21 protein-coding genes and 1 rRNA gene are annotated in these 21,010 nt (G+C 70.4%); 8 read left to right on the forward strand and 14 right to left on the reverse strand.

Features of this window, described 5'->3' with window-relative positions; genetic code table 11:
* Positions 1-191 precede the first annotated feature (191 nt).
* A 5S ribosomal RNA gene (gene rrf, locus ACPT94_RS32360) occupies positions 192-308 on the forward strand.
* 67 nt (positions 309-375) lie between these two features.
* Here the strand turns inward: rrf and ACPT94_RS32365 are convergent.
* Positions 376-1,041: a response regulator gene (locus tag ACPT94_RS32365; protein WP_425247439.1), complete on the reverse strand. Its 666-nt coding sequence runs from the start codon at positions 1,039-1,041 to the stop codon at positions 376-378.
* A complete protein-coding gene (locus tag ACPT94_RS32370) occupies positions 1,038-2,267 on the reverse strand; it encodes a sensor histidine kinase (RefSeq protein ID WP_425247440.1) in 1,230 nt (409 codons plus the stop codon). The genes ACPT94_RS32365 and ACPT94_RS32370 overlap by 4 nt, the downstream gene beginning before the upstream one ends.
* 93 nt (positions 2,268-2,360) lie before the next feature.
* On the opposite strand from ACPT94_RS32370, the gene ACPT94_RS32375 reads away from it, so the two are divergent.
* A complete protein-coding gene (locus tag ACPT94_RS32375) occupies positions 2,361-2,906 on the forward strand; it encodes a GNAT family N-acetyltransferase (RefSeq protein WP_425247441.1) in 546 nt (181 codons plus the stop codon).
* 3 nt (positions 2,907-2,909) lie between these two features.
* Here the strand turns inward: ACPT94_RS32375 and ACPT94_RS32380 are convergent, their stop codons facing one another.
* From ACPT94_RS32380 to ACPT94_RS32410, 7 genes are all read right to left on the reverse strand, one after another.
* Positions 2,910-4,406, reverse strand: a complete 1,497-nt coding sequence (locus tag ACPT94_RS32380) for a type IV secretory system conjugative DNA transfer family protein (RefSeq protein WP_360344297.1) — start codon at positions 4,404-4,406, stop codon at positions 2,910-2,912.
* Between the two features lie 14 nt (positions 4,407-4,420).
* A complete protein-coding gene (locus tag ACPT94_RS32385) occupies positions 4,421-5,842 on the reverse strand; it encodes an ATP-binding protein (protein ID WP_360344300.1) in 1,422 nt (473 codons plus the stop codon).
* A 6-nt stretch (positions 5,843-5,848) separates the two neighbouring features.
* Positions 5,849-7,408, reverse strand: a complete 1,560-nt coding sequence (locus tag ACPT94_RS32390) for an SCO6880 family protein (protein ID WP_425247442.1) — start codon at positions 7,406-7,408, stop codon at positions 5,849-5,851.
* Positions 7,405-8,766, reverse strand: a complete 1,362-nt coding sequence (locus tag ACPT94_RS32395) for a hypothetical protein (protein WP_425247443.1) — start codon at positions 8,764-8,766, stop codon at positions 7,405-7,407. The genes ACPT94_RS32390 and ACPT94_RS32395 overlap by 4 nt, the downstream gene beginning before the upstream one ends.
* Positions 8,756-9,571, reverse strand: a complete 816-nt coding sequence (locus ACPT94_RS32400; RefSeq protein ID WP_425247444.1) for a DUF8175 domain-containg protein — start codon at positions 9,569-9,571, stop codon at positions 8,756-8,758. Before ACPT94_RS32400 ends, ACPT94_RS32395 begins: the two co-directional genes overlap by 11 nt.
* A gap of 186 nt (positions 9,572-9,757) precedes the next feature.
* The gene (locus tag ACPT94_RS32405; protein WP_004000049.1) at positions 9,758-10,066 is read right to left on the reverse strand and encodes a DUF8827 family protein; all 309 of its coding nucleotides are present in this window, start codon (positions 10,064-10,066) and stop codon (positions 9,758-9,760) included.
* A 405-nt stretch (positions 10,067-10,471) separates the two neighbouring features.
* Positions 10,472-11,809: a S53 family peptidase gene (locus tag ACPT94_RS32410; protein ID WP_425247445.1), complete on the reverse strand. Its 1,338-nt coding sequence runs from the start codon at positions 11,807-11,809 to the stop codon at positions 10,472-10,474.
* A gap of 268 nt (positions 11,810-12,077) precedes the next feature.
* On the opposite strand from ACPT94_RS32410, the gene ACPT94_RS32415 reads away from it, so the two are divergent.
* On the forward strand, positions 12,078-12,497 hold the full coding sequence (locus tag ACPT94_RS32415) for an SgcJ/EcaC family oxidoreductase (RefSeq protein ID WP_425247446.1): 420 nt from the start codon (positions 12,078-12,080) through the stop codon (positions 12,495-12,497).
* A 14-nt stretch (positions 12,498-12,511) separates the two neighbouring features.
* On the opposite strand, the gene ACPT94_RS32420 is transcribed toward ACPT94_RS32415, so the two are convergent.
* Positions 12,512-13,039, reverse strand: coding sequence for a hypothetical protein (locus tag ACPT94_RS32420; protein ID WP_425247447.1), 528 nt, complete (start codon positions 13,037-13,039; stop codon positions 12,512-12,514).
* A 412-nt stretch (positions 13,040-13,451) separates the two neighbouring features.
* Between ACPT94_RS32420 and ACPT94_RS32425 the strand changes: the two genes are divergently transcribed.
* Complete coding sequence (locus tag ACPT94_RS32425) at positions 13,452-14,195, forward strand: trypsin-like serine peptidase (protein WP_425247448.1); 744 nt, start codon at positions 13,452-13,454, stop codon at positions 14,193-14,195.
* 48 nt (positions 14,196-14,243) lie between these two features.
* Here the strand turns inward: ACPT94_RS32425 and ACPT94_RS32430 are convergent, their stop codons facing one another.
* A complete protein-coding gene (locus ACPT94_RS32430) occupies positions 14,244-14,981 on the reverse strand; it encodes a carbonic anhydrase (RefSeq protein WP_425247449.1) in 738 nt (245 codons plus the stop codon).
* Positions 14,982-15,229: 248 nt separating this feature from the next.
* Between ACPT94_RS32430 and ACPT94_RS32435 the strand changes: the two genes are divergently transcribed.
* Together ACPT94_RS32435 and ACPT94_RS32440 are read left to right on the forward strand one after the other, a co-directional pair.
* Positions 15,230-16,237, forward strand: coding sequence for a C40 family peptidase (locus tag ACPT94_RS32435; protein ID WP_360344326.1), 1,008 nt, complete (start codon positions 15,230-15,232; stop codon positions 16,235-16,237).
* Positions 16,238-16,475: 238 nt separating this feature from the next.
* Positions 16,476-17,186, forward strand: a complete 711-nt coding sequence (locus tag ACPT94_RS32440) for a phosphatase PAP2 family protein (RefSeq protein WP_360344329.1) — start codon at positions 16,476-16,478, stop codon at positions 17,184-17,186.
* A 39-nt stretch (positions 17,187-17,225) separates the two neighbouring features.
* Here the strand turns inward: ACPT94_RS32440 and ACPT94_RS32445 are convergent, their stop codons facing one another.
* Entirely contained in the window at positions 17,226-18,761 is a 1,536-nt protein-coding gene (locus tag ACPT94_RS32445; protein ID WP_360344332.1) for an FAD-binding oxidoreductase, read from the reverse strand.
* Between the two features lie 81 nt (positions 18,762-18,842).
* Positions 18,843-19,016: a hypothetical protein gene (locus tag ACPT94_RS32450; protein WP_360344335.1), complete on the reverse strand. Its 174-nt coding sequence runs from the start codon at positions 19,014-19,016 to the stop codon at positions 18,843-18,845.
* 160 nt (positions 19,017-19,176) lie between these two features.
* Here ACPT94_RS32450 and ACPT94_RS32455 point away from each other — a divergent pair, with 160 nt between their 5' ends.
* Both ACPT94_RS32455 and ACPT94_RS32460 read left to right on the forward strand, forming a co-directional pair.
* Positions 19,177-20,013, forward strand: coding sequence for an SCO4651 family lipoprotein (locus ACPT94_RS32455; RefSeq protein WP_425247450.1), 837 nt, complete (start codon positions 19,177-19,179; stop codon positions 20,011-20,013).
* A 142-nt stretch (positions 20,014-20,155) separates the two neighbouring features.
* Positions 20,156-20,329 carry a hypothetical protein gene (locus ACPT94_RS32460; RefSeq protein WP_360344341.1) on the forward strand — a complete coding sequence of 58 codons (174 nt, stop codon included), beginning with the start codon at positions 20,156-20,158 and terminating at the stop codon, positions 20,327-20,329.
* A gap of 183 nt (positions 20,330-20,512) precedes the next feature.
* Here ACPT94_RS32460 and ACPT94_RS32465 read toward each other — a convergent pair whose 3' ends face one another.
* A complete protein-coding gene (locus ACPT94_RS32465) occupies positions 20,513-20,920 on the reverse strand; it encodes a metal-sensitive transcriptional regulator (protein WP_425247451.1) in 408 nt (135 codons plus the stop codon).
* Positions 20,921-21,010: the final 90 nt, after the last annotated feature.

Consider the following 21,010-nt stretch of genomic DNA (forward strand, 5'->3'; position numbering starts at 1 on the left):
TTGATGGGGTAAGGCTCCCAGTAGACGACTGGGTTGATAGGCCGGATCTGGAAGCACGGTAACGTGTGGAGGTGACCGGTACTAATAGGCCGAGGGCTTGTCCTCAGTTGCTCGCGTCCACTGTGTTGGTTCTGAAACCACGAACAGCCCCACGTGCCACACGTGGCGCGGCGTTCACAGTTTCATAGTGTTTCGGTGGTTATAGCGTGAGGGAAACGCCCGGTTACATTCCGAACCCGGAAGCTAAGCCTTACAGCGCCGATGGTACTGCAGGGGGGACCCTGTGGGAGAGTAGGACGCCGCCGAACAATCATTGAGAAAACCCCCGTGCCGAATGGCACGGGGGTTTTCTGCGTTTACGGTCACCAACGCCTTTCATGGCTGCACCAGTCTCGTCTCGTACGCCAGGATCACCGCCTGGACGCGGTCCCGGGAGCCGGTCTTCGCCAGAATGCGGCCCACGTGGGTTTTGACCGTGGACTCCGCGAGGTGGAAGCGGGTGGCTATTTCCGTGTTCGTCCAGCCCTTGCCGATGACGGTGAGGATCTCGCGTTCCCGGTCCGTGAGCGTCGCCAGGCGAGGGTCCGGGGCCGACGGTTCGGAGTGGGTGCCGGCCGGGAGGTGGTGGACGTAGGCGTCCAGGAGGCGGCGGGTCAGGCTGGGGGCGACCACCGCGTCACCGGTGGCCACCGCGCGGATGCCGGACAGCAGGTCCTCGGGCTGGGCGTCCTTGACCAGGAAGCCGGAGGCTCCGGCGCGCAGGCCGGCGTAGGCGTACTCGTCGAGGTCGAAGGTGGTGAGGATCAGGACGCGGGTGCGGTCGCCGGTGGCGGTGATGCGGCGCGTGGCCTCGATGCCGTCCAGGCCGGGCATGCGGACGTCCATGAGGACGACGTCGGGGAGGAGCTCGGCCGTCAGGCGGACCGCCTCACTGCCGTTGGTCGCCTCGGCCAGCACTGTCAGATCGTCCTGGCTTTCCAGCAGCATGCGGAAACCGAGGCGCTGGAGGGGCTGGTCGTCGGCGATGAGGACGGTGGTCACTGCGGGAGTTCCTCCGGTAGGTGCAGGTGGACGCGCCAACCCCGTTCGGGGTGCGGGCGGGGGCCGGCTTCGAGTGTGCCGCCGTACAGGGCGGTGCGTTCGCGCATTCCGGGCAGGCCGCGGCCGCCGTTGTCGGGGGGTGGGCCGCCGCGGCCGGTGTCGGTGATCGTGACGGTGACGGCGCCTGAGTCGGCGTAGGAGAGGGCGATCGTGGCGGTGGCTTCGGGGCCGGCGTGTTTGAGGGTGTTGGTGAGGGCTTCCTGGATGACCCGGTAGACGGTGAGCTGGCGGCCCGGGGGGATGGTGGGAGTGCCGTCGACGGTGGTGTGGACGGGGAGGCCGGCTGCTCGGACGCCGTCGAGGAGCTGGTCGAGGTCGGTGAGGGTGGGTTGCGGGGTGAGCGCGGCGTTCGGGCCTGTCGTGTCCTCCTCGCGCAGGACGTCCAGGAGGCGGCGGAGTTCGCCGAGGGCCTGGCGGCTGGTGGTGGCGATGGCGTCGAGGGCCTGGGCGGCGCGCTCGGGGGACTTGGTGGCGGCGTAGCGGCCGCCGTCGGCGAGGCCGGTGATGACGGAGAGGTTGTGGCCGATGATGTCGTGCATCTCGCGGGCGATGCGGGTGCGTTCGGCGGCCGCGGCGAGGCGGGCCTGCTGGTCGCGTTCGATCTCCAGGCGGCGGGCGCGGTCCTCGAGGGCCTCGGTGTAGCTGCGGCGGGTACGGACCGTGATGCCGATCGCGGCCGCCAGGACGACGGACATCAGTACCGGGACGAGGTCCTTGTCCGCGCTGCCCTGCGGGTGGCGGACGGTGAGGACGACGGCGGTGACGAAGATGAGCGTCGTCCACCACAGGGAGCGCAGCGGGCGGCGCAGGGCGATGTGGAAGACGACGAGCAGCTGGAGAAGCTGAGCCTGGAGGGCGGCTCCCGTCCAGGCGTTGACGAAGGCTGCCGGGGCCATGGCGAGGAGGACGGCCCTGGGGTGGCTGCGGCGCCAGATCAGGGGGAGGGAGAAGCCGAGGCTCAGGGCGAGCACCAGGGCCAAAGGGGCGTCCGGGTTGCGGGTGACGTTGCGCCAGCCGCCGTTCGCGTCGATCAGCGCGGCGAGCGTCCAGAAGGCGGTGAGGTGGAGGTCCCACACCAGGGGGTGGCGGTGATCGAAGACGCGGATCCGGTTTGCTGTGCGCTGGACGTACCGGGTGAGGGGGTCGGGGGTCGGCTCCTGGTCCACGGGATCATCGTCGCGGGTTCGCCGGGGGAGGGGAACAGGCCCTGGGGCTATATCAGGTGAGGGGTGTAGTACTCGGGTACTACGGTGACCTGCATGAACTACGTGATCCGGTCCGTGCGTGCCGATGAGTGGGCTGCCGCGAGGGAGTTGCGGCTGCTGGCGTTGCGGGATCCGGTGGCGCACCTCGCCTTCCTGGAGACGTACGAGGAGGCGCTGGCGAAGCCGGACTCCTTCTGGCGGGAGCGGACGGCGGGCGCTGCCGAGGGGGCGGACGGGGCGCAGCAGGTCATAGCGGAGGGGCCCGACGGGGAGTGGGTCGGGACGCTGACGGTGCTGCTGGAGGAGGCCGGGACGAAGGACTGGGCGGGGTTCCCGGTCGAACGGCGGCAGGGGCATGTCGTCGGGGTGTTCGTACGGCCCGACTGTCGTGGGATCGGGCTGACCGAGGTGCTGTTCGACGCCGGGCTGGAGTGGGCCTGGGCGCGGGGTGTGGAGCGGGTGCGGCTCATCGTGCACGAGGACAACGGGCGGGCGCGGGCCTTCTACCGGCGGGCGGGGTTTGTGCCGAGCGGGGTGATCGTGCCGCTGGCGGGGACTCCTGACGCGCGTGAACTGGAGTACGTCCTCGAGCGTCCGTAGCGGTCACACCGGGAGTTCGTCGTGCGGCCAGCGGGCTCGGGCCTGTTCGCGGGAGCGGAGGAGGGCCAGGGTGGGCAGGCCGCGGTCCGCTCCTGTCGTCAGGAGGTCCGGGAGCTGGGGGAGCGGGGCCACGGCCGCGATGTCGTCCAGGACGAGGGTGAGTGGTGGGTCGAGGCGACCGGAGGATGACCGTTCGGCCATGCGCCGGCCGCGCTCGACCACGCTGGAGACGAGGGCCGTGAGGAGGGGCATCGCGCCGGGACGGGTCCTCGGGTCCTCGATGGATTCACCTACCACGTAAAGCGTTCCCCCTTCGTTGACGAAGGAATCCAAGGCGAGAGCATCACTTCGGTTGGGAGTGCAGGATTCTCGGATGTTGATCGTGGAGAGGGCGGAGAGGGCTCTCGTGGTCAGTTCCTGGGCGATGTCACGGCGTTCGGGGTGGGCGGTGAGGGCGGCTTCGAGCTCGCCTGCCGCGCCGGGGGCCGCCTTGGGATTGGTGCGGAGGGTGCGGACCGCTTCCTGGATGCCCGTGCCCTGGGACCAGCGGTGAACGTGGCGGATGGTGCGGCCGTCGATGGCGGCCGCGTGGAGGTAGCTGCGCAGGAGCGTTTCGGCGGTGTCGGTGACCGCCTGGTCCAGGCGGGCGGTGGGGCGTACGGGGGTCAGCAGGGCGGTCGCTCTCGCTGCCGCGGTCGACTTGTCCTCGCAGCCCGTGGTCGGGGACCAGTGGAGGCGGGCCGGGGTGTCGCACAGGTGGGTGGGGTCGTGGAGGAGGACCGGGCCGAGTTTGGCTCGGGCGTCCTTGGTGTCCTGCCAGAGGGTCGGGTTGGAGGTGACGACGAGGGCGGGGCCCTCGGCGTCGCGAACGGCCTGGGCGGCGGTGGTGTAGCGGGTCTCGGGCGGTGCGTAGAGGACCGGGCCTTCGGTGCGGTGCGTGTCCCACGCGGCCGCCTGTTCGGCCTTCGGGGAAGTGAGCGGCGAGGGCGTCGGCTGCGGTTCCGTCCTCGGCTCCGGGGCCGGTTCGGTCCTGGGGGTGGGGACCTCGTGGTGGGCCGGGGGGATCGGTGCCTCCTGCGGGGCCCTGTGGGCCGCCGCGCCCGCGCCGTCCGGTGCCTGCGTCCTCCTCCTCGCCCGTACCGCCCTCCACCGGGCCACCGTGCCCATGACGAACACGGTGAGGACGAACAGGAGCATCAGCTGGCCGATGAGCAGGCCCCAGAAGAGGCCGTAGCCGGAGAGGGCGGCCGGCTGTGCGTCCGGCCAGGCGCCGGCGATGTCGTGGGGCTGGGCGACGAGGTGCCGCATGGCCAGCGGGGTGCGGACGAAGGTGACGCCGGAGGGCCAGGCGCCGTGGGAGAAGACGGCGGCCAGTCCGGTGGCTGTCCAGACCAGCAGGGTCATGCCGAGCAGGAACGCGAGTATGCCGACCAGGAGGCCGTCGGGGATGCCTCCCTGGCCCTCCCCGCTGTGCCCGCGGTGGTGGTCACCCGGTCTCATGGCGCCCCGCCCTCTTACGCCACCGTCGACTCGGACGAGTCGTCCAGGTCGGCCATGTGCTGTTCCATGAAGGCCGCCGCGCGCTGTTCCTGTTCCCGTTCGGCAGCGCGCAGGGCGTCGTCGGCCAGGTCGGCGGAGGACTCGGTCATCGCGCGGTCGGTGAAGACCAGCGGGCGTTCCGTCTCGGTGACCAGGTGTTTGACGACCTGGACGTTGCCGTTGACGTCCCAGACGGCGATGCCGGGGGTGAGGGTCGGGATGATCTCCACGGCCCAGCGGGGGAGGCCCAGGACGCGGCCCGTCGCCCTCGCCTCGTCGGCCTTCTGGGCGTAGATCGTCCTGGTCGACGCCATCTTCAGGATGGCGGCCGCCTCCTTCGCCGCCGCTCCGTCCACCACGTCGGACAGGTGGTGGACGACCGCCACGAAGGACAGGCCCAGGCGGCGGCCGAACTTCAGCAGCCGCTGGAAGAGCTGGGCGACGAAGGGGCTGTTGATGATGTGCCAGGCCTCCTCGACCAGGAAGATGCGCTTCTTCCGGTCGGGGCGGATCCAGGTGTGCTCCAGCCACACGCCGACGATCGCCATCAGGATCGGCATGGCGATGGAGTTGCGGTCGATGTGGGAGAGGTCGAAGACGATGAGCGGGGCGTCCAGGTCGATGCCCACCGTCGTGGGGCCGTCGAACATGCCCCGCAGGTCACCGTCGACCAGGCGGTCCAGGACCAGGGCCACGTCCAGGCCCCAGGCCCGTACGTCGTCTATGGCGACGTTCATCGCCTCCGCGGACTCCGGTTCGGGGTGGCGCAGTTGCTCGACGATGTCGGTGAGGACCGGCTGGCGTTCGACGATGGTCTCGTTGACGTAGGCGTGGGCGACCTTGAGGGCGAAGCCGGAGCGTTCGTCCAGGCCGTGGCCCATCGCGACCTCGATGATGGTGCGCAGCAGCGCCAGCTGTCCGGTGGTCGTGATCGCGGGGTCGAGGGGGTTCAGCCGGATCCCGTGGTCCAGTGCCGCCATCGGGTCCAGGCGGATGGGAGTTATTCCCAGCGCCTCCGCGATGAGGTTCCATTCGCCGACGCCGTCCTCGCCCTGGGCGTCCAGGACCACGACCTGGCGGTCGCGGAAACGGAGCTGGCGCAGGACGTACGTCTTCTCCAGGGCCGACTTGCCGTTGCCGGACTCGCCGAGGACCAGCCAGTGCGGGGCCGGGAGCTGCTGGCCGTACAGCTGGAAGGGGTCGTAGATGTAGCCCTTGCCGGAGTAGACCTCGCGGCCGATGATCACGCCCGAGTCGCCGAGTCCGGGGGCGGCGGTCGGGAGGTAGACCGCCTGGGCCTGGCCGGTGGAGGTGCGGACCGGCAGGCGGGTCGTCTCGACCTTGCCGAAGAGGAAGGACGTGAAGGCGTCGGTGAGGACGGACAGCGGGTCCCGCATGAGGTCCTACCTCCGAATGCCGGTGGCGAAGGGGAGTGTGTTGACGAAGGCGCGGTGGTGCTCGCGGTCGCACCACTCCAGTTTGAGGTACGACTTTCCCGCCGAGGCCCTTATCGTCCGCTTGTCGCGGGCGAGGGCCTCGGGGTTGCGCGAGGAGACGGTGATGTAGCCGACCAGGTTGACGCCGGCGGCGCCGCTGGCCAGGTCCTCGCCTCGCTGGTCGAGGCGGGAGTGGGCGGCCACGTCACGGGGGTCCACGGTCCGGTTCATCTTGGCGGCGCGGCTCGCCTCCGCCTCGTCGTTCGTCTTCTCGGTCAGCATGCGTTCGATGGCCACCTCGGTGGGTTCGAGATCCATCGTGACGGCGACCGTTCGGATGACGTCCGGGGTGTGGACGAGGAGCGGGGCCAGGAAGTTCACGCCGACCGGGGTCATCGGCCACTCCTTGATCCAGGCGGTGGCGTGGCACCAGGGGGCGCGGGTGGTGGACTCGCGGGTCTTGGCCTGCAGGTACGTCGGCTCCATGGCGTCCAGCTCGGCCGGCCAGGCGTTGCGCCTGGTCATCGCCTGGATGTGGTCGATGGGGTGGTCCGGGTCGTACATGGAGTGGATGAGCGACGCGAGGCGGCCCTGGCCGAGGGGCTGGCGGACGCGGATGTCCGCCTCCTGCAGGCGGGAGCAGATGTCGGTCAGCTCGCGGGCCATGACGACGGCGAGGCCGGCGTCCCGGTCGAGCTTGCGGCCGCTCTGCGGGCGGGCGGCGCGGGCCATGGCATGAGCCTCGGCGGCCAGTTCGCGCGTGTAGTGCATGCAGGCGACGAGGTAGGCGCGGTGCTGCTCGCTGCTCGTGGACACCATCGACTGCAGCTGGTCGTACGACGTCTGCAGCCAGGGCAGGGCCTTGTCGTCGCCGCGCTGGGCGACGTCCTTGGCGTGGGCGTCGGGGTCGGCGGGGAGGGTGCGGGCGAGCATCTGGAGGCGGGTGACGAAGCCGTCGCCGTTGGCCACGTGCTTGAGCAGGGTGCCGAAGCGGTCGACGAGGGCTTCCTGGTCCTCGCTGTCGCGCAGGCCGACGCCGGGGCCCTCGATCTCGATCGCGGCCGTCACCGTACGGCGGTCGGCGTGCAGCAGTACGGCGATCTCGTCGGGGCCGAAGGGGGCGGCCAGCCAGGTGATGCGGCCGATGCCGGGCGGCGGGCCGATCTCGACCTCCTCGCCGTCGAGCCGGGTGCCCGCCTCCATCGCGGCCGAGCGGTAGACCGTGCCCTGGCGCAGGGTGCGCTTGTAGCTGCGGTTGATCTCGAACCACTTGTAGAACGTGCGGTGCTTGTACGGCACGTACACCACGGCCAGCGCGAGCATCGGGAAGCCGGCGAGCAGCACGATGCGCAGGGCGAGGAGGGGGACGAGGAGCCCGCACATCATGCCGAGGAACGCGCCGACGACGATGAGCGCGATCTCGCCGGTCTCGCGGTTGCGGCCGACGATCGCGTTCGGCCGGGCGCGGCCGATCAGATATGTCCGGCGGGGCGTGACCGCGTGGGACACGTGGGACTCGGTCGTCAACGCCCTTCACCTCCCGTGCGATTGGTACTGCTGTTGCGGGTGTTGCTGGCGTGCGGGGTGTTGACGGCACTGCCGCTGCGTGGCGGGGGTGCGGCGGAGGGGACGGATCCGCCGCCTCCGTTCGAGGTGCGCGAGCTGTGCGCGGCGACTCCGCCGGCGGCCTGGTTGGCCGGGCGGGGGCCGCTGGAGGACGTACCGCCGCCGTTGCTGTCGGCGCGGGTGCTGTGCGTCTTGATGCCCTGGGCGACGAGGGTGGCCGGGCTGCTGATGACGGCGGCGGCCTTGCCTTCGGCGCTCTGCATGATGCGGTTGTTGCGGGAGCCCGCGATCTCGTCGCCGAAGCCGGGGACGAAGCGGTAGATCATCGCGCTGGCGAAGATGGCGAGCAGGATGATGGACAGGCCGGAGACGACGGCGCCGAAGGCGTCCGGGCCGTCGTCGGCGGACAGCGCGCCGGCGAGGCCCAGCACGATCACGATGATCGGTTTGACCAGGATGACCGCGATCATGATGCCGGCCCAGCGGCGGACGTGGCCCCAGAGGTTCTTGTCGACCAGGCCCGCGTAGACGACCGTGCCGAGCAGGGCGCCGACGTAGAGCAGGGCGGCCCTGATGACCAGCTCCAGCCACAGGACGCCGGCGGCGAGGATGGAGACCAGGGAGACCACGATCAGCATGATCGGGCCGCCGCCGATGTCCTCGCCCTTCTCCAGGGCGGCGGAGAAGGTGCCGAAGAACGTGTCGGTCTGGTTGCCGGTGGTCCTGGCGAGGACGTCCGTGAGGCCGTCGGTGGCGGACACGACCGTGTAGAGGATCAGCGGGGTGAAGGCGGAGGCGAGGACCGTCAGCCAGAGGAAGCCGACGGCTTCGCCGATGGCGGTGGTCAGGGGGACTCCGCGCACCGCCCGCTTGGCGACGGCCAGCAGCCACAGCAGGAGGGTCAGGACGGTCGAGGCCGCGAAGACGACGGCGTACTGCTGGAGGAACCTGGGGTTGGTGAAGTCGACGTTCGCCGTGTCCTTGACGGCCTCGCTGAGCTTGTCGACGGTCCAGGCGGCGGCGTCGGCACAGCCCTTGGCGAGGGAGGAGAGGGGGTCGAGGGTGTCGGAGACGCCGGGGTTGGTGGAGGTGCCGGAGCTGCCGTTGCCTCGTTCGCAGTACTTCTTGGCCTCGCCGGGGATGAGGCTGCAGTCGAGGCTGCCCGAGGGGGAGGGCGAGGCGGCCGGCGACCCGGAGGAGCTGGGCGTCGGGTCCGGCGTCGGCGCCGCGAAGGCGCGGGTGGCCAGCAGCACAGCCGACGTCTGGACTGCCGTGACGACTCCGGCGAGCCGGAGCACGCGGTGCGGGTTACCGGGCATACGTGAACCCTCCGTACTCCTCGATGGCCTTGCTGATCTCGTCGGAGGCGGCGGCTCTGTCGTCGCCGGGGACCGGGGCGGGACCGTCCTTCTGTTCGTCGCTGACGATCTTCCAGTCGCCGCCGGTCCACTGGAGCTCGAAGGTCCAGGTCTTCCAGGACGAGGTCACGGGGTCGGTGGAGTTCTCCCCGGACATGCCGATGAGGCCGAGGTACCAGACCGCGACCTTGGCGGTGGTGGCGGTGTACGTCTGGACCGTGGTGCCCACCGGGACCAGGCGGGAGACGAACGTGTCGCCCTCGGGCGCGTTGCCGTTCTCGTCGAGGCCCAGTTTGGCGAGGAAGTCGGCCGAGTAGGCCTGGTCCATGGGTGCCTGGAGCTTGGCCGCCGCGTCGGCGGTGAAGACGGTGCTGACGATCGCGTGCCGGCTGTCCTTCTGGAACATGCCGGTCGAGCCGAGCGCGACGGCGTAGTTGGCGGCTGCGGACTGGGCGCCCTGCTGGGTGTGCGCGTACCCCGTCGGAATCCCCCCGCTCTTGGACTTCACCGGCTTGGTCCCGGTCGCCGCCGTGGAGGTCGCTTGCGGTTTGTCGCCGTTGTCTCCCGCTGCCGAGGAGGAAGAGGAATCTTCGCCTCCACGGTTCGCGAAGGCGATCGCCGCGATGAGGAGGACGACGACGCCGACGACCGTGACCAGGCCGCGTGAGGAGGAGCGGGCGGGGCGGCGGGCGCCGCCGTAGGGGTCGGTTTCGGGCAGGCGGACGCGGGTACCCGTCGGCTCGCCGTAGTGGTGTTCGTCGCTCATGCCGTGTACGCCCCCTCGTTGCCGTACCGGTACGCGTAGAAGTACGACGGTAGCCGTGCTGGCTCCCGCGCGGGCGCGGTGTGGTGACTCGACATCAGGGAAACGCAACCTCAGCCGGTGGGCACGACGGGTGGGTGGGGTGGAGGGGGCCGGGCGTGCCCGGACGGGACTGGGGGAGGGCGGCGGCTATACGGCCATGCCGTACACGATCGTGAACAGTGTGCCCAGGGAGCCGATGATGAAGACGCCCGTCAGTCCGGCGATGATGAGGCCCTTGCCCTGTTCCGCGCTGAAGGTGTCGCGCAGGGCCGTGGCGCCGATGCGTTGCTTGGCCGCACCCCAGATGGCGATTCCGAGGCAGATCAGGATGGCGACCGCCATCACGACCTCGATCATCACCTTCGCCTCGTTGCCCAGGCTGCCGAAGGGGCCCCAGTCCGGAGCGATCCCGCCGATGATGGTGTTGATGTCTCCCTTGTCGGCCGCAAAGAGCATGTAAGTCACCGCCCCTGGTGGGTAGTTCCGCAGTCGGTCCCCTGCGGTGTGCAGAGGTCAGGCCTCATTCTCACCGACGAAGGCGCCGCCGTATGTCGACTTGGCGTCATTGACGGTCGCGATTCGTACGAATACCTTGTTCGGTCACTCTGTGTATCACGGCAGGTCACGCCGGGCAATGAGGTAGGTACGGAACCTGTTGTGTGGTTCCGTCGTTGTCCACTTCACAGCCCTGCGCCGTTTCTGACGGCCGGTCGGGTGAGAGGCCGTCTCGATGGTCTCATGCCGACCGGCATGCCGACTCCTGACGCATGGCGAACGGGCCGCGGCTGGATGCCGCGGCCCGTTCGCCGTTGCCACGTGTGGCCCCCACGGCCCACGGTGGCTGTATGCGGTGACTGAGGGTCAGCCGGTGAAGGCGTCCGTTCCCCGGGGGGTGCCGAGGCCGGTCGGGCCGTCGTAGCCCGCCTTGGCCGTGCACAGGTAGCCGGCGGTGGCGGAGCAGGTGCCGTTGCTGCCGCTGGTGACGTCGTTCAGGGCGGAGGTACCCGCGGTGTACGGGTACTGGGCCGGGTAGTCGGCGCTGCCCGGGGTGCCGGCGAGGGCGTAGACGGCGGCGATGATGGGGGCGGAGGCGCTGGTGCCGCCGAAGGTGTACCAGCCGGCGGTGACGCCGTAGGAGTCGTAGACGGAGACGCCGGTCGCCGGGTCGGCCACGGCGGAGACGTCCGAGATGGTGCGCCTGGCGCAGCCGGTGTCGGTCTGCCAGCTCGGCTTGGTGTCGTAGGCGGAGCAGCCGGAGCCGGTGCCCTCGGAGCTGGAGGTGCTCCACACGGTCTCGGTCCAGCCGCGCGTGGTGGAGGACGTCTTCAGGGCGGTGCCGCCGACGGATGTCACGTACTTGGAGGCGGCCGGGTATTCGGCGCCGTAGCCCTCGTCGCCGGCGCTGACGGTGATGGCGACGCCGGGGTGCTTGAAGTAGGACGAGTCGTAGCTCGTGTCCGACGACGACTCCGAGCCGCCGTAGCTGTTGGAGACGAACTTGGCGCCGAGCTTGACGGCCTCGTTCACGGCGGTGCCGAGGTTGGCCATGCTGGCGGACTTGGCCTCGACGAGCAGGATGCCGCACTGCGGGCAGACGGCGCTGGCCATGTCGAGGTCGAGGGAGATCTCCTCGGCCCAGCCGCTGTCGGCGGAGGGCAGGGAGGTGGTGGAGCCGGTCTGGCTGACCTTCTTGAAGCAGCCGTTGGCGGTGGTGCAGGCGGGCAGGCCGTAGTACGAGCGGTACTTCGCGAGGTCGGCGGCGGCGTTCGGGTCGTCGTAGGCGTCGACGATGGCGATGGTCTGGCCGGAGCCGCTGCTCGCGGCCGCGTCGGTCAGGCCGTAGGCGTCCTGGAGGTCGGAGGGGCCGTAGCCGGAGGGGGTGGAGGCGTCGGCGGCCTTGGGGGTGACGCCGTCGACGGCTGCCTCGTGCTTCTGGAAGGCGGTGAGGCCGCCGGTGACGCGGAAGGAGTCGCAGGCCAGGTCGCCCTTGTGCTTGGGGGTGGCGCAGGGGGTGGCCGTCCAGGTGACCTTGCCGGCCTGGGCGGCTTGGGTGGTGGTCGGGCTTGTGGTGGTTGCCGCGCTCGCGTGGGCCGCGGTGCCGAAACCGGCGAGCACGAGAGCGGCGGTGCCGAGGGCGGATGCGCCGATGCGGCGCCATCTGCCCGATATGGCAGGGGTGTTGGGGGGTGTCGTACGCAACGTCCAGCCTCCTGGGAGTGGGGTGTCAGGGGCAGTGCGGGTGGGGGTGGTGCGTGGTGCGGTGCCTCCGGTACGCGGTCCCCGGGGGCGGGCGGCGGCCCGCCGACGACTGTGACGTTGTTAGGTACGCGACAACAAGGCAGCCGGTGGAATCCTGACTTCCGCCTTAATCAAGGGGGTTGGGGGCTTACTGACCAATGGTGGGCGGATGGCTCGGGGATGGCACGGGCTTGACCTCGAGCGCGATTGAGCTACGAACATCGCCGGCATGACGACTGAAGAACTGACGGCGTCCCGTGCGGCCGACCTCGAGGCGATCCGGGCGGTGGTCGCCACACTCGAGCACAGCCAGCGCAACGAACTCCCCGACGAGTTCGTGAACCTCTTCCGTGAGGACGCCCTGTGGACGACGGGCCACGGGAGGCGCCTCTACGACCGCGCGGAGATCTCCGAGTTCACGCACCGGGTGCTGCCCGGGTCGATGCGGGAGGGGACGGTGACGTACGAGGTGGAGCATGTGCTGTTCGTCCGGCCGGACGTGGCGGCGGTGAAGGCACGGGCCCAGTACTGGACGCAGGAGGGCGGCGACCCGGTCGGCAACCCGGGGAGCCCGCTGTACGTGATGGCGAAGGAGGACGGGCGGTGGGTGCTGGTCGCCTGCCAGAACACCGAGGTGATCGACGGGTGAGGGCGGGCTGAGGGTCACCCGCGCGTGCGGCGGCGGTAGTAGTGGACGGTGACCGCGCCGAGCAGAGGGCCCCAGGCGACCAGGGGGAGGTAGCAGAGGTTCACGAGCCACTGCCCCCAGGGTTCGACGTCCATCTGGGAGTGGAGAGTCGTCCAGACCAGGAGTACGCCGTAGACGGTGCAGGCGACCGCGCCGAGGGCCGCGGGGACGACGGCGGCGAGTACGGGGACGGGGCGACCTCCGAGGTACGGGATCCAGCGGGGCCACACCTCGCCCCACGGCCGCACCAGCCCGTACGTCAGCCAGGCGAGGCCCTCCTGGGCGAGGGACAGCAGGGGGAGGATCAGCAGGCCCCAGCCCGGGAGGAGCATCGCGTCGTACTCGGACTCCCCTAAGCCGAGGGGGACACCGAGGACGACGGCCACGCGCCATGCGGCGGAGGGGAGGTTGACCCAGAGGACCGCGGCGGCGGCTCGGTGAGCCCAGCGGGGGACGCGGGGGAGGACGGTGGCCGGCCCGGCGGTGGGGCTGAGGGTGGACATACGGGCGCTCCTCGTGGGGAGTTCGGATACGACGTCACGATGCTGGCGCCCGGGCCGGGGTCCGGGCGTCCTGCCGTGGGGTCGATCCCGTACGCCTTGAGGCGCAGTTCCGGGGTTGGCTCTGTCACTCTCCGGTAGCACGGCGTGACGCGATCCGGGTGACGGTTCGGCCGGCGAGTGGCACGGTGATCTTCGTGGTCATGGTGGTGTCGAAGTCGGCCGGGGCCGCTGTGAGGTCGGGGCGCCGGTGGGGTAGCTGCTTTCCATGAGGTGGATGCATCGGGGCGTGGTGGACGAGTCCCGCGACTCCGAGGTCGCCAGTGCGCAGGCCGGGCCGCGTGACAGCCGTGGGCCGGGAGTCGATGAGAAGCGTCTGACCGGACTCTCACCTTCGTGGGACACAGTGGGGCCGATGAAGCGCAGCCCTCGTCTTCTCGTCGCCGTCGTGCTGCTGGCCGCCACCGCCGCGTCCGAGGCGGCGGCCGACGAGGGGCCCGGACCCTTCGGGGTGACCGTCGTCGCCTCGGCGACAGCGCGGTCCGTGCGGGTCGGGGCGCTGTTCGACACCGACGAACCCGCCGACGGCCACTTCTGCACCGCATCCGTCGTCCACAGCCCGCACCACGACCTCGTCGTCACCGCCGCGCACTGTCTCGGCGGGCAGGACCACCTGGTGTTCGCACCCGGGTACCGGGACGGGAAGGCCCCCTACGGGGTGTGGAAGGTCGAGCGGTCGTTCCTGCCCGACGGGTGGGCCAAGGAGCAGGACGAGGACAGTGACGTGGCGTTCGCCGTTCTCGACGAGAGCGGCAGTAAGTACGACAAGGGCGTCGAGGACGTCCTCGGGGCCAACCGCTTCGTCACCGGCGCCACCACCGGCGCCACCGCCGTGACCCTCACCGGCTACCCGAACTCCCGCGACACCCCGATCACCTGCACCAACAAACCCACCGCCCACAGCGCCACCCAGCAGCGGATCGACTGCCCCGAGTTCGCCGCGGGGACGAGCGGCAGCCCATGGGTGAACGGGGACGGGGAGGTCGTGGGGGTACTGGGCGGGCACGAGCAGGGTGGGGCCACGGCGGACATCTCGTACAGCGTGGTGTTCGGGTCGGAGGCCGCGTCGCTGTACCGGGAGGCGGCCTCCGACCCGTAGAACCCGTACTACCCGCAATCCCCGTAGTACCAGTAAGGGGACCGGGCGTCAGGCGATGCGGTGGACGAGCTGGGTCGTCAGCTCGTAGCGGGCGCCTACGACGGCCAGCTGACCGGACGCGATCTTCGAGGCCAGGTCGGGCTCGGCGGCGAGGCGGGAGCGGACGGCTCGTATGTTGGCGTCGATGGTCGAGTCGACGCGGGCGTCGCCTTCCTTCGTGCGGTCGATGTACGGGCTGATCTGGTCGGCCAGGTACTGGATGTGGGCGGGGAGCTCCTCGCCGGACAGGTCCGCCTGGACGGCCGCCTTCACGGCGCCGCAGGACTGGTGGCCCAGCACCACGACCAGCGGGATGCCCAGTTCGAGAACGCCGTAGGCGACGCTGCCGAGGACGGCCTCGTCCAGGACCTCGCCGGCCGTCCGGACGGTCATCAGATCGCCGAGGCCCTGGTCGAAGACCAGCTCCGGGGGAACGCGGGAGTCGATGCAGCCGAGGACCACGGCGAAGGGGTGCTGACCGGATATCAGGCTCTGGCGTACGGCCGGGGTCTCGTCCGGGTGCCGCTCGCAGTAGGTGCGCCAGCGCTGGTTGCCGGCCGCCAGCTCCCGCAGGGCCTCGGCGGCCGTCGTGGGACGGGGGGTGGTCCTGCGCGGGGCGGCGGAGGCGGGGGCCGCGGCGAGGGCCGCACCGCCGAGGGTCGCGGCCCCGGCGAAGCCACCGCGCAGAAGCGAACGGCGGCCGAGAGCACGGCGGATGGATCTGAGGGGCGTGTCTTCAGAGTTCACGCGCTGGAACGTATGTCCGAGCTTTGAACTGACCTACGCGGCTTGCTGAATCATGGGAAGGCATGGGGAACCCGGGAGGGGATGTTGGGCATCTCTTGACACCCGGCAGAGCTGCCGTTGACTCCCGCGGTCTCCCGTGACTTCACGTCAAGCACAGCTCAACCGACCGCGAGAGCATCGGTTGCGCCGGCTTCCGCGTGGGAAGCTCGTAAACTGACGCGGGCGTACTCCCTTTCGGTGATGGGCGGTTGACGGTGCGTAAGGCGTGGATCGTGGCGGGTGCCGTCGGTGCGGTGGGGCTCAGCTTCGTGATGCTGCTCGTCGTCGGGGTGTACGTCGTCGCCGGGAACGTCGTCAACGGGGTGGGCGGCAAAAGCGTCGGGCTGGCCAAGGGGGCGGTGCCGGCCGCGTACCAGGCGCTCGTGCAGAAGTGGGGCAATCTCTGCTCGGCCATCAACCCGGCACTGCTCGCCGCCCAGTTGTACCAGGAGAGCGGATTCAACCCGAACGCGAAGAGTCCGGCGAAGGCCCTGGGAATAGCGCAATTCATCCCGGGGACGTGGGCCACCCATGGAATCGACGGCGACGGCGACGGCGACCGCGATGTGTGGGACCCGAATGACGCGATTCCGTCGGCCGCTTCGTACGACTGCAAGCTCGCCTCGTACGTGAAGGACGTGCCCGGCGACCCGACGAAGAACATGCTCGCGTCGTACAACGCGGGGGCGTACGCGGTCATCAAGTACCGGGGTGTACCGCCGTACAGGGAAACCCAGAACTACGTGAAGACGATCACGACTCTGGCGGAGAGCTTCGCCGCCCCCGTCACCCGGGTCGATCCCTCCGAGCAGGCCGCCGGGGCCATCTACTTCGCACAGAAGAAGCTCGGGACGCCGTATCTGTGGGGTGGGAACGGTACGCCTGAGCAGGGGGGACGGTTCGACTGTTCGGGGTTGACCAAGGCGGCGTACGAGAGCGTCGGGATCACCCTGCCCCGGGTGGCGAACGATCAGTACAACGCGGGGCCGCACCCGTCCAGGGACGAGTTGCTGCCGGGGGATCTGGTGTTCTTCTCGCCCGATCCCACCAACTCCCGGGCCATCGACCACGTGGGGATCTATGTGGGGGGTGGGTACATGATCGACGCTCCTTACACGGGGGCCGTCATCCGGTTCGATCCGATCGACACCCGTAAGTACTTCGGTGCCACCCGGGTGACCGAAGATGGCGCGAAAGCGCTCCCCACGACCGTCTGAACCAGTCGGTAAGGCATCCCCTGAGCTGCGGCGATGTATCTCTCTTCGATAACGTCTGCGTGATCATTCAGTGGAGAGTGGAACGTATCAACCGGGGCCGTGCGTTCCTGTTGACGTAGCCGAGCAATGCCTGTGACCGACTGGACCGGCGGAAGCGGATCTACGACCCACGGGGGTGGGCACGAGCGGCGGGCGTGAGGCGCGCCGGGCAGAAACACGACGAAGGGGCCGCAGCACCATGGCTGGACTCGCCGCATCCGGTTCGAACCCCGACGTCGACCTGCTCTACGACATCAACGGCCTTGCCAAGGACGCCCCGCACTGGTTGGACCGGGTCGTGGAGTTCGTCGGCGAGTACGGGCTGTTGCTGGGCATGGTGCTGCTGGTGCTGTGGTGCTGGTGGACCGTGCGGCGGCGGCCCGGGTCGGCCGAGGAGGCCGCCTCGTCCGTGGCCGCGCTGGTGTGGGCGCCGTTGGCCGCGGGCATCGCGGTGCTGGTCAATGTGCCGATACGCGGGTTCGTTGAGCGGCCTCGGCCGTTCCTCGACCATCAGGGGCTGGAGGTGCTGGTCTCCGGCAAGACCGACTACTCCTTCGTGAGCGACCACGCGACGATCACCATGGCGATGGGTGTCGCGCTGTTCGTCGCCAACCGGAAGTTCGGGCTGGTGGGCCTCGGCCTCGGGCTGCTGGAGGGGTTCTGCCGGGTGTACATGGGCGTGCACTACCCGACGGACGTCGTCGGAGGGTTCGCGCTCGGTACGGCCGTGGCGCTGCTGCTGTCCCCGCTCGCTTCGATGCTGCTCACTCCCGTGCTGAAGGCCGTGGACCGGTCGCCTCGGGTCGGATGGGTGGTGCGGAGCCGCTCCGCCCGGGTGGCGGGGCGAGACGCGGTGATCCCGGGGGCCCGGGTGGAGACGGCCGCCGAGGAGCGGGATCTGGCCGCGTAGCCCGCAGCCGGTCAGGCACTTGGTCGGTCAGTCGGGTCGCTACAGGCCCTGGGGGTAGGCGAAGAAGCCCTTCGGGTCGTACTGCTTCTTCAGTTGGGTCAGGCGCGGCAGGGCGTCGCCGTAGTACGCCTTCTTCCAGTTCGTCAGGGAGGGGTCCGCGTAGTTCTGGTACGCGGCGCCCGAGGCGTGGGGCCTCATGGACTTGTGGGCCGAGGCCAGCCAGGACTGGGCCGCCGTGCCCGTCGTGCCCGCTCGCCAGGAGGCGATGTACTGGGCCAGCATGCGGGAGCGGCGGTGGACGAAGGCCGTGGCGGTGGGGGACACGCGGTTGACGGCGCCGCCGAGCGCCGTGAGGGCGATGCTGCCCGAGCCGCCCCGGACGGTCTTCATCTGGTTGAGGAGCGTCTGGATGCTGGCCGTCGACAGCGAGCGGTCGAAGAAGTCCGAGCGGGCCGCGTACGTCTCCCGGCCCAGCTTGCCCTGCGGGGAGCGGCCCGGGGTCGAGCCCGGCAGATGGCACTGGGCGTCGGTGGAGAAGGAGGAGCAGCCGGCGTAGATCTCCATGGCCTCCTCGTACGAGCGGCGGCGCAACGACACGCTGCTCGCCGGGGCGCCCACACGGGCCGCGAGGCGGTCGACCGCGTTCTGCAGCTGGCCGTACGTGCCGATGCAGAAGGCGGCGACGGAGATCCTGGGCGTGCCGCCCGGCGTGTTCGCCAGGTGCAGGGAGGACCAGATCTCGTCGGGCTGGGCCGGGCCCCACTCCTGCCAGGCCTTCACCACCGCGGCCGCCCTGGACCAGGGCCAGGAGAGGTAGCCGGTCACCGCCTGCGGGGCCGCGTGGGTCCTGAACTGGAGTTCCGTCACCACGCCGAAGTTGGCGTTGCCCGCGCCGCGCAAGGCCCAGAAGAGGTCCTTGTTCGTCGTCGCGTTGGCGGTGAGCTGCCTGCCGTCCGCCGTGATCAGCGTGGCCTGCGTCAGGCTGTCGCAGGTCAGGCCGTACGCGCGGGAGACCACGCCGTGGCCGCCGCCGAGGACCAGGCCGGAGACGCCGACCGTGGGGCAGGAGCCCGCCGGGATCGTCACGCCCCTCGCGGTCAGCGCGCGGTAGACGTCGATCAGCTTCGCGCCGGCGCCGACGACGGCGGAGTTGCCGCTCGCGCGGACCCGGTTCAGCTTGGAGACGTCGAGGATCAGCCGCCCGTTGCCCGAGGACCAGCCGCCGTAGGAGTGGCCGCCGTTGCGGATGGCGACCTTGGTGCCGTGGGCGCGGGCGTACGCCAGGGCCGTACGGATGTCGTCGGTGTGGGCGACGTAGGCGACGGCGGCCGGCTTGAGCCCGTCGAAGCGCGTGTTGTACAGCTGCCGGGCCGCGGACCAGGAGGCGTCGCCGGGGCGGATCAGGGGGCCGTCCAGGTCACGGGCGAGGGCCGCCCAGTTGGCGGCGGCCACGGCGCTCGTGGTGGTGAGGGAGGTCCCGCCGGCGGAGGCGCTGTCGCCCGCCGCCCTGCACGCGGCCGTCGCCACCGCCGCCGCCGCGGCCGTGCCGCCCGCTATGAACGTACGCCGTTCCATGTGTCGTCCCTGCGCCTTCCGTCGGCTTCATGGACCGAGACGGAGCCGGAGGTCCAGGGGTTCCACGGGGAGGCGGCGGAATCAGCTGTGGGTGTGGCCCTGCGCGTCCGCTCTGGCCAGGCTTCTCGCCCGGCGGGCCGGACCGCGCCAGCCGCAGGTGCAGCGGGCCAGACAGAAGGGACCTTGTTCGACGGTCGAGGTGCGGTGGACTTCCCCGTCGGTGGGGGTGGGGGCCGAGCGGTCCTGCTGCGTCACATCAGGAACGTTACCCACCCCGGGTAAAGGGCTCACCCGGCGAGGGCAACCCTTCGGCCACGCGCAAGCCCTCCGCCAGGCGTGACGCGCCCCGCCTGCCCGTCGTTGACCGGAACGACGTGGGGCCCGTGACGGACGTACCGGCTGGGGGTAGACAGCGATGGCGGATCGGCAGCAGCGGCGGTGGGGAACGGCGGTCGTTGCGGGACTCGTGGCCGGGATCTGTGCCGGTACCGCCGGATGCTCCGGCAGCGGAGCCGCCGCCGAGGACCCGCACGCGGCCGACCCCGTCGAGACGCTGCGCCGCGCCGCCGACAGGCTCGTGGAGGCGGGCAGCTCCAAGGCCCGGACGTCGATGGAGATGGCCACCGGCGGGACCCGCGTGACCATCCGGGGCGAGGGCGTCTACGACTTCCGCAGGCAGCTGGGGCGGCTGAAGGTGGTGCTCCCGCAGGATCCGGCCGGGGCCAGCGAGCACCGGCCCATCACCGAACTCCTCGCACCCGGCGCGCTGTTCATGAAGAACCGCGGTGCCGGGGTGCCCGCGGAGAAATGGGTACGGGTGGAGACGGCGACACTGTCCGACGGCAACCTCGTCACCGGCGGGGCCACCGATCCGTACGCCGCCGCCGAGGTGCTGCGCGGGACGCGGACGGCGACGTACGTCGGGAAGAGCGAGTTCGCCGGGACCGAGGTGCGGCACTATCGCGGGACCGCCGACCTGACCGTGGCCGCCGAGGACGCCTCCGCGGGCGGCCGGGGTTCGCTGAGCGCGGCGGCGAAAGGGTTCGCCACGGCGCGGGTTCCCTTCGACGTCTACCTCGACGAACAGGGCCGTATCCGCAAGGTCCGCCACCGCTTCAGCTTCGTCAACGGCCGTCAGAAGGAGGCCGTCGCGGTCGCCTCGACGACGCTGCTGTACGACTTCGGGGCCCCCGTCGACGTACGGCTCCCGGCCGATCGGGACATCTACACGGGGCGGATCGCGGAGGAGTGAGCGGCGCATGAAGCGGGCCGGCTGGGGCAGGCGACGGTCGGATTCGGTCACGGAACGGGCGTGAGGACTAGCCCGTCCGTGCCATGCGCGGTGTGTAGGCCGCTCCCTACTCTAGGAAGTCGGTGACGGCAGAGATGAGGTGATGCGCGTGGCTCCGGTCGGCGGTACGGCGGTTCAGGACCACGTGGCCCTCGCCGAGATCGAGCTGTGCGGAGAGCTGATCATCGCGGCCTCGGCGGCCGAGGAGCGGCTCAGTCTGGAGAGTATCGACGAGGTGCTGCGGGTGGGGGAGGAGCGGGACGCCTCCGGCGGGTGAGGCTGCTCCGTGTTGTTGTGTGTCTCAGGTGCGTCGTTGCGGGGGCGCCGTTGAGTTCGGTGCGTCCCTGGGGCCGGTGTTCGGTGTCCAGTGGTCTGTGCGGCGCCGGGGCCTGTGCAGCCCTGGCCTGGGGTGTCCCTGCGTCCTGTGCGTCCCTGCGCGCAGGGGGCGGGGTGTCATGCGTCACGTGCGGAGCAGGCGGCCGATGGCCTTCGTCGCCTCCTCCACCTTCGCGTCGATCTCGTCGCCGCCCTTGAGAGCCGCGTCGGCGACGCAGTGGCGCAGGTGCTCCTCCAGCAGTTGCAGTGCGAAGGACTGCAGGGCCTTGGTGGAGGCGGACACCTGGGTGAGTATGTCGATGCAGTAGGTGTCCTCGTCGACCATGCGCTGCAGGCCGCGGATCTGGCCCTCGATGCGGCGCAGGCGCTTGAGGTGTTCGTCCTTCTGTTTGTGGTACCCGTGCACGGTCGCGGCTGTGGTCACCGCTGCGGTCCCGGATTCCGGTTCCGCGGTGACGGGCTGTGCGGTCTCGGCCTGTACGGCCTCGGCTGCGGCGGAGGGCGCTCCCGCGCCGGCCTCGGTGGTCGTCATCGCGTCCTCCAGACATATACCCCTACTGGGTATATCGTACCGAACTTTGGCGGGTATAGGGCCTGTGGCCACCGCTGTGGGAGGTCTGTG

The organism is Streptomyces aurantiaciflavus (genome assembly GCF_049808595.1).
In the GTDB taxonomy this organism is placed as follows: Bacteria; Actinomycetota; Actinomycetes; order Streptomycetales; family Streptomycetaceae; genus Streptomyces.

Bases quoted from the DNA above. Each gene is read 5' to 3' on its own strand.
- ACPT94_RS32375 (WP_425247441.1), top strand. From the start codon at position 2,361: ATGAACTACGTGATCCGGTCCGTGCGTGCCGATGAGTGGGCTGCCGCG.
- ACPT94_RS32380 (WP_360344297.1), bottom strand. From the start codon at position 4,406: ATGAGACCGGGTGACCACCACCGCGGGCACAGCGGGGAGGGCCAGGGA.
- ACPT94_RS32385 (WP_360344300.1), bottom strand. From the start codon at position 5,842: ATGCGGGACCCGCTGTCCGTCCTCACCGACGCCTTCACGTCCTTCCTC.
- ACPT94_RS32395 (WP_425247443.1), bottom strand. From the start codon at position 8,766: ATGCCCGGTAACCCGCACCGCGTGCTCCGGCTCGCCGGAGTCGTCACG.
- ACPT94_RS32400 (WP_425247444.1), bottom strand. From the start codon at position 9,571: ATGAGCGACGAACACCACTACGGCGAGCCGACGGGTACCCGCGTCCGC.
- ACPT94_RS32405 (WP_004000049.1), bottom strand. From the start codon at position 10,066: ATGCTCTTTGCGGCCGACAAGGGAGACATCAACACCATCATCGGCGGG.
- ACPT94_RS32415 (WP_425247446.1), top strand. From the start codon at position 12,078: ATGACGACTGAAGAACTGACGGCGTCCCGTGCGGCCGACCTCGAGGCG.
- ACPT94_RS32420 (WP_425247447.1), bottom strand. From the start codon at position 13,039: ATGTCCACCCTCAGCCCCACCGCCGGGCCGGCCACCGTCCTCCCCCGC.
- ACPT94_RS32425 (WP_425247448.1), top strand. From the start codon at position 13,452: ATGAAGCGCAGCCCTCGTCTTCTCGTCGCCGTCGTGCTGCTGGCCGCC.
- ACPT94_RS32440 (WP_360344329.1), top strand. From the start codon at position 16,476: ATGGCTGGACTCGCCGCATCCGGTTCGAACCCCGACGTCGACCTGCTC.
- ACPT94_RS32445 (WP_360344332.1), bottom strand. From the start codon at position 18,761: ATGGAACGGCGTACGTTCATAGCGGGCGGCACGGCCGCGGCGGCGGCG.
- ACPT94_RS32455 (WP_425247450.1), top strand. From the start codon at position 19,177: ATGGCGGATCGGCAGCAGCGGCGGTGGGGAACGGCGGTCGTTGCGGGA.
- ACPT94_RS32460 (WP_360344341.1), top strand. From the start codon at position 20,156: ATGCGCGTGGCTCCGGTCGGCGGTACGGCGGTTCAGGACCACGTGGCC.
- ACPT94_RS32465 (WP_425247451.1), bottom strand. From the start codon at position 20,920: ATGACGACCACCGAGGCCGGCGCGGGAGCGCCCTCCGCCGCAGCCGAG.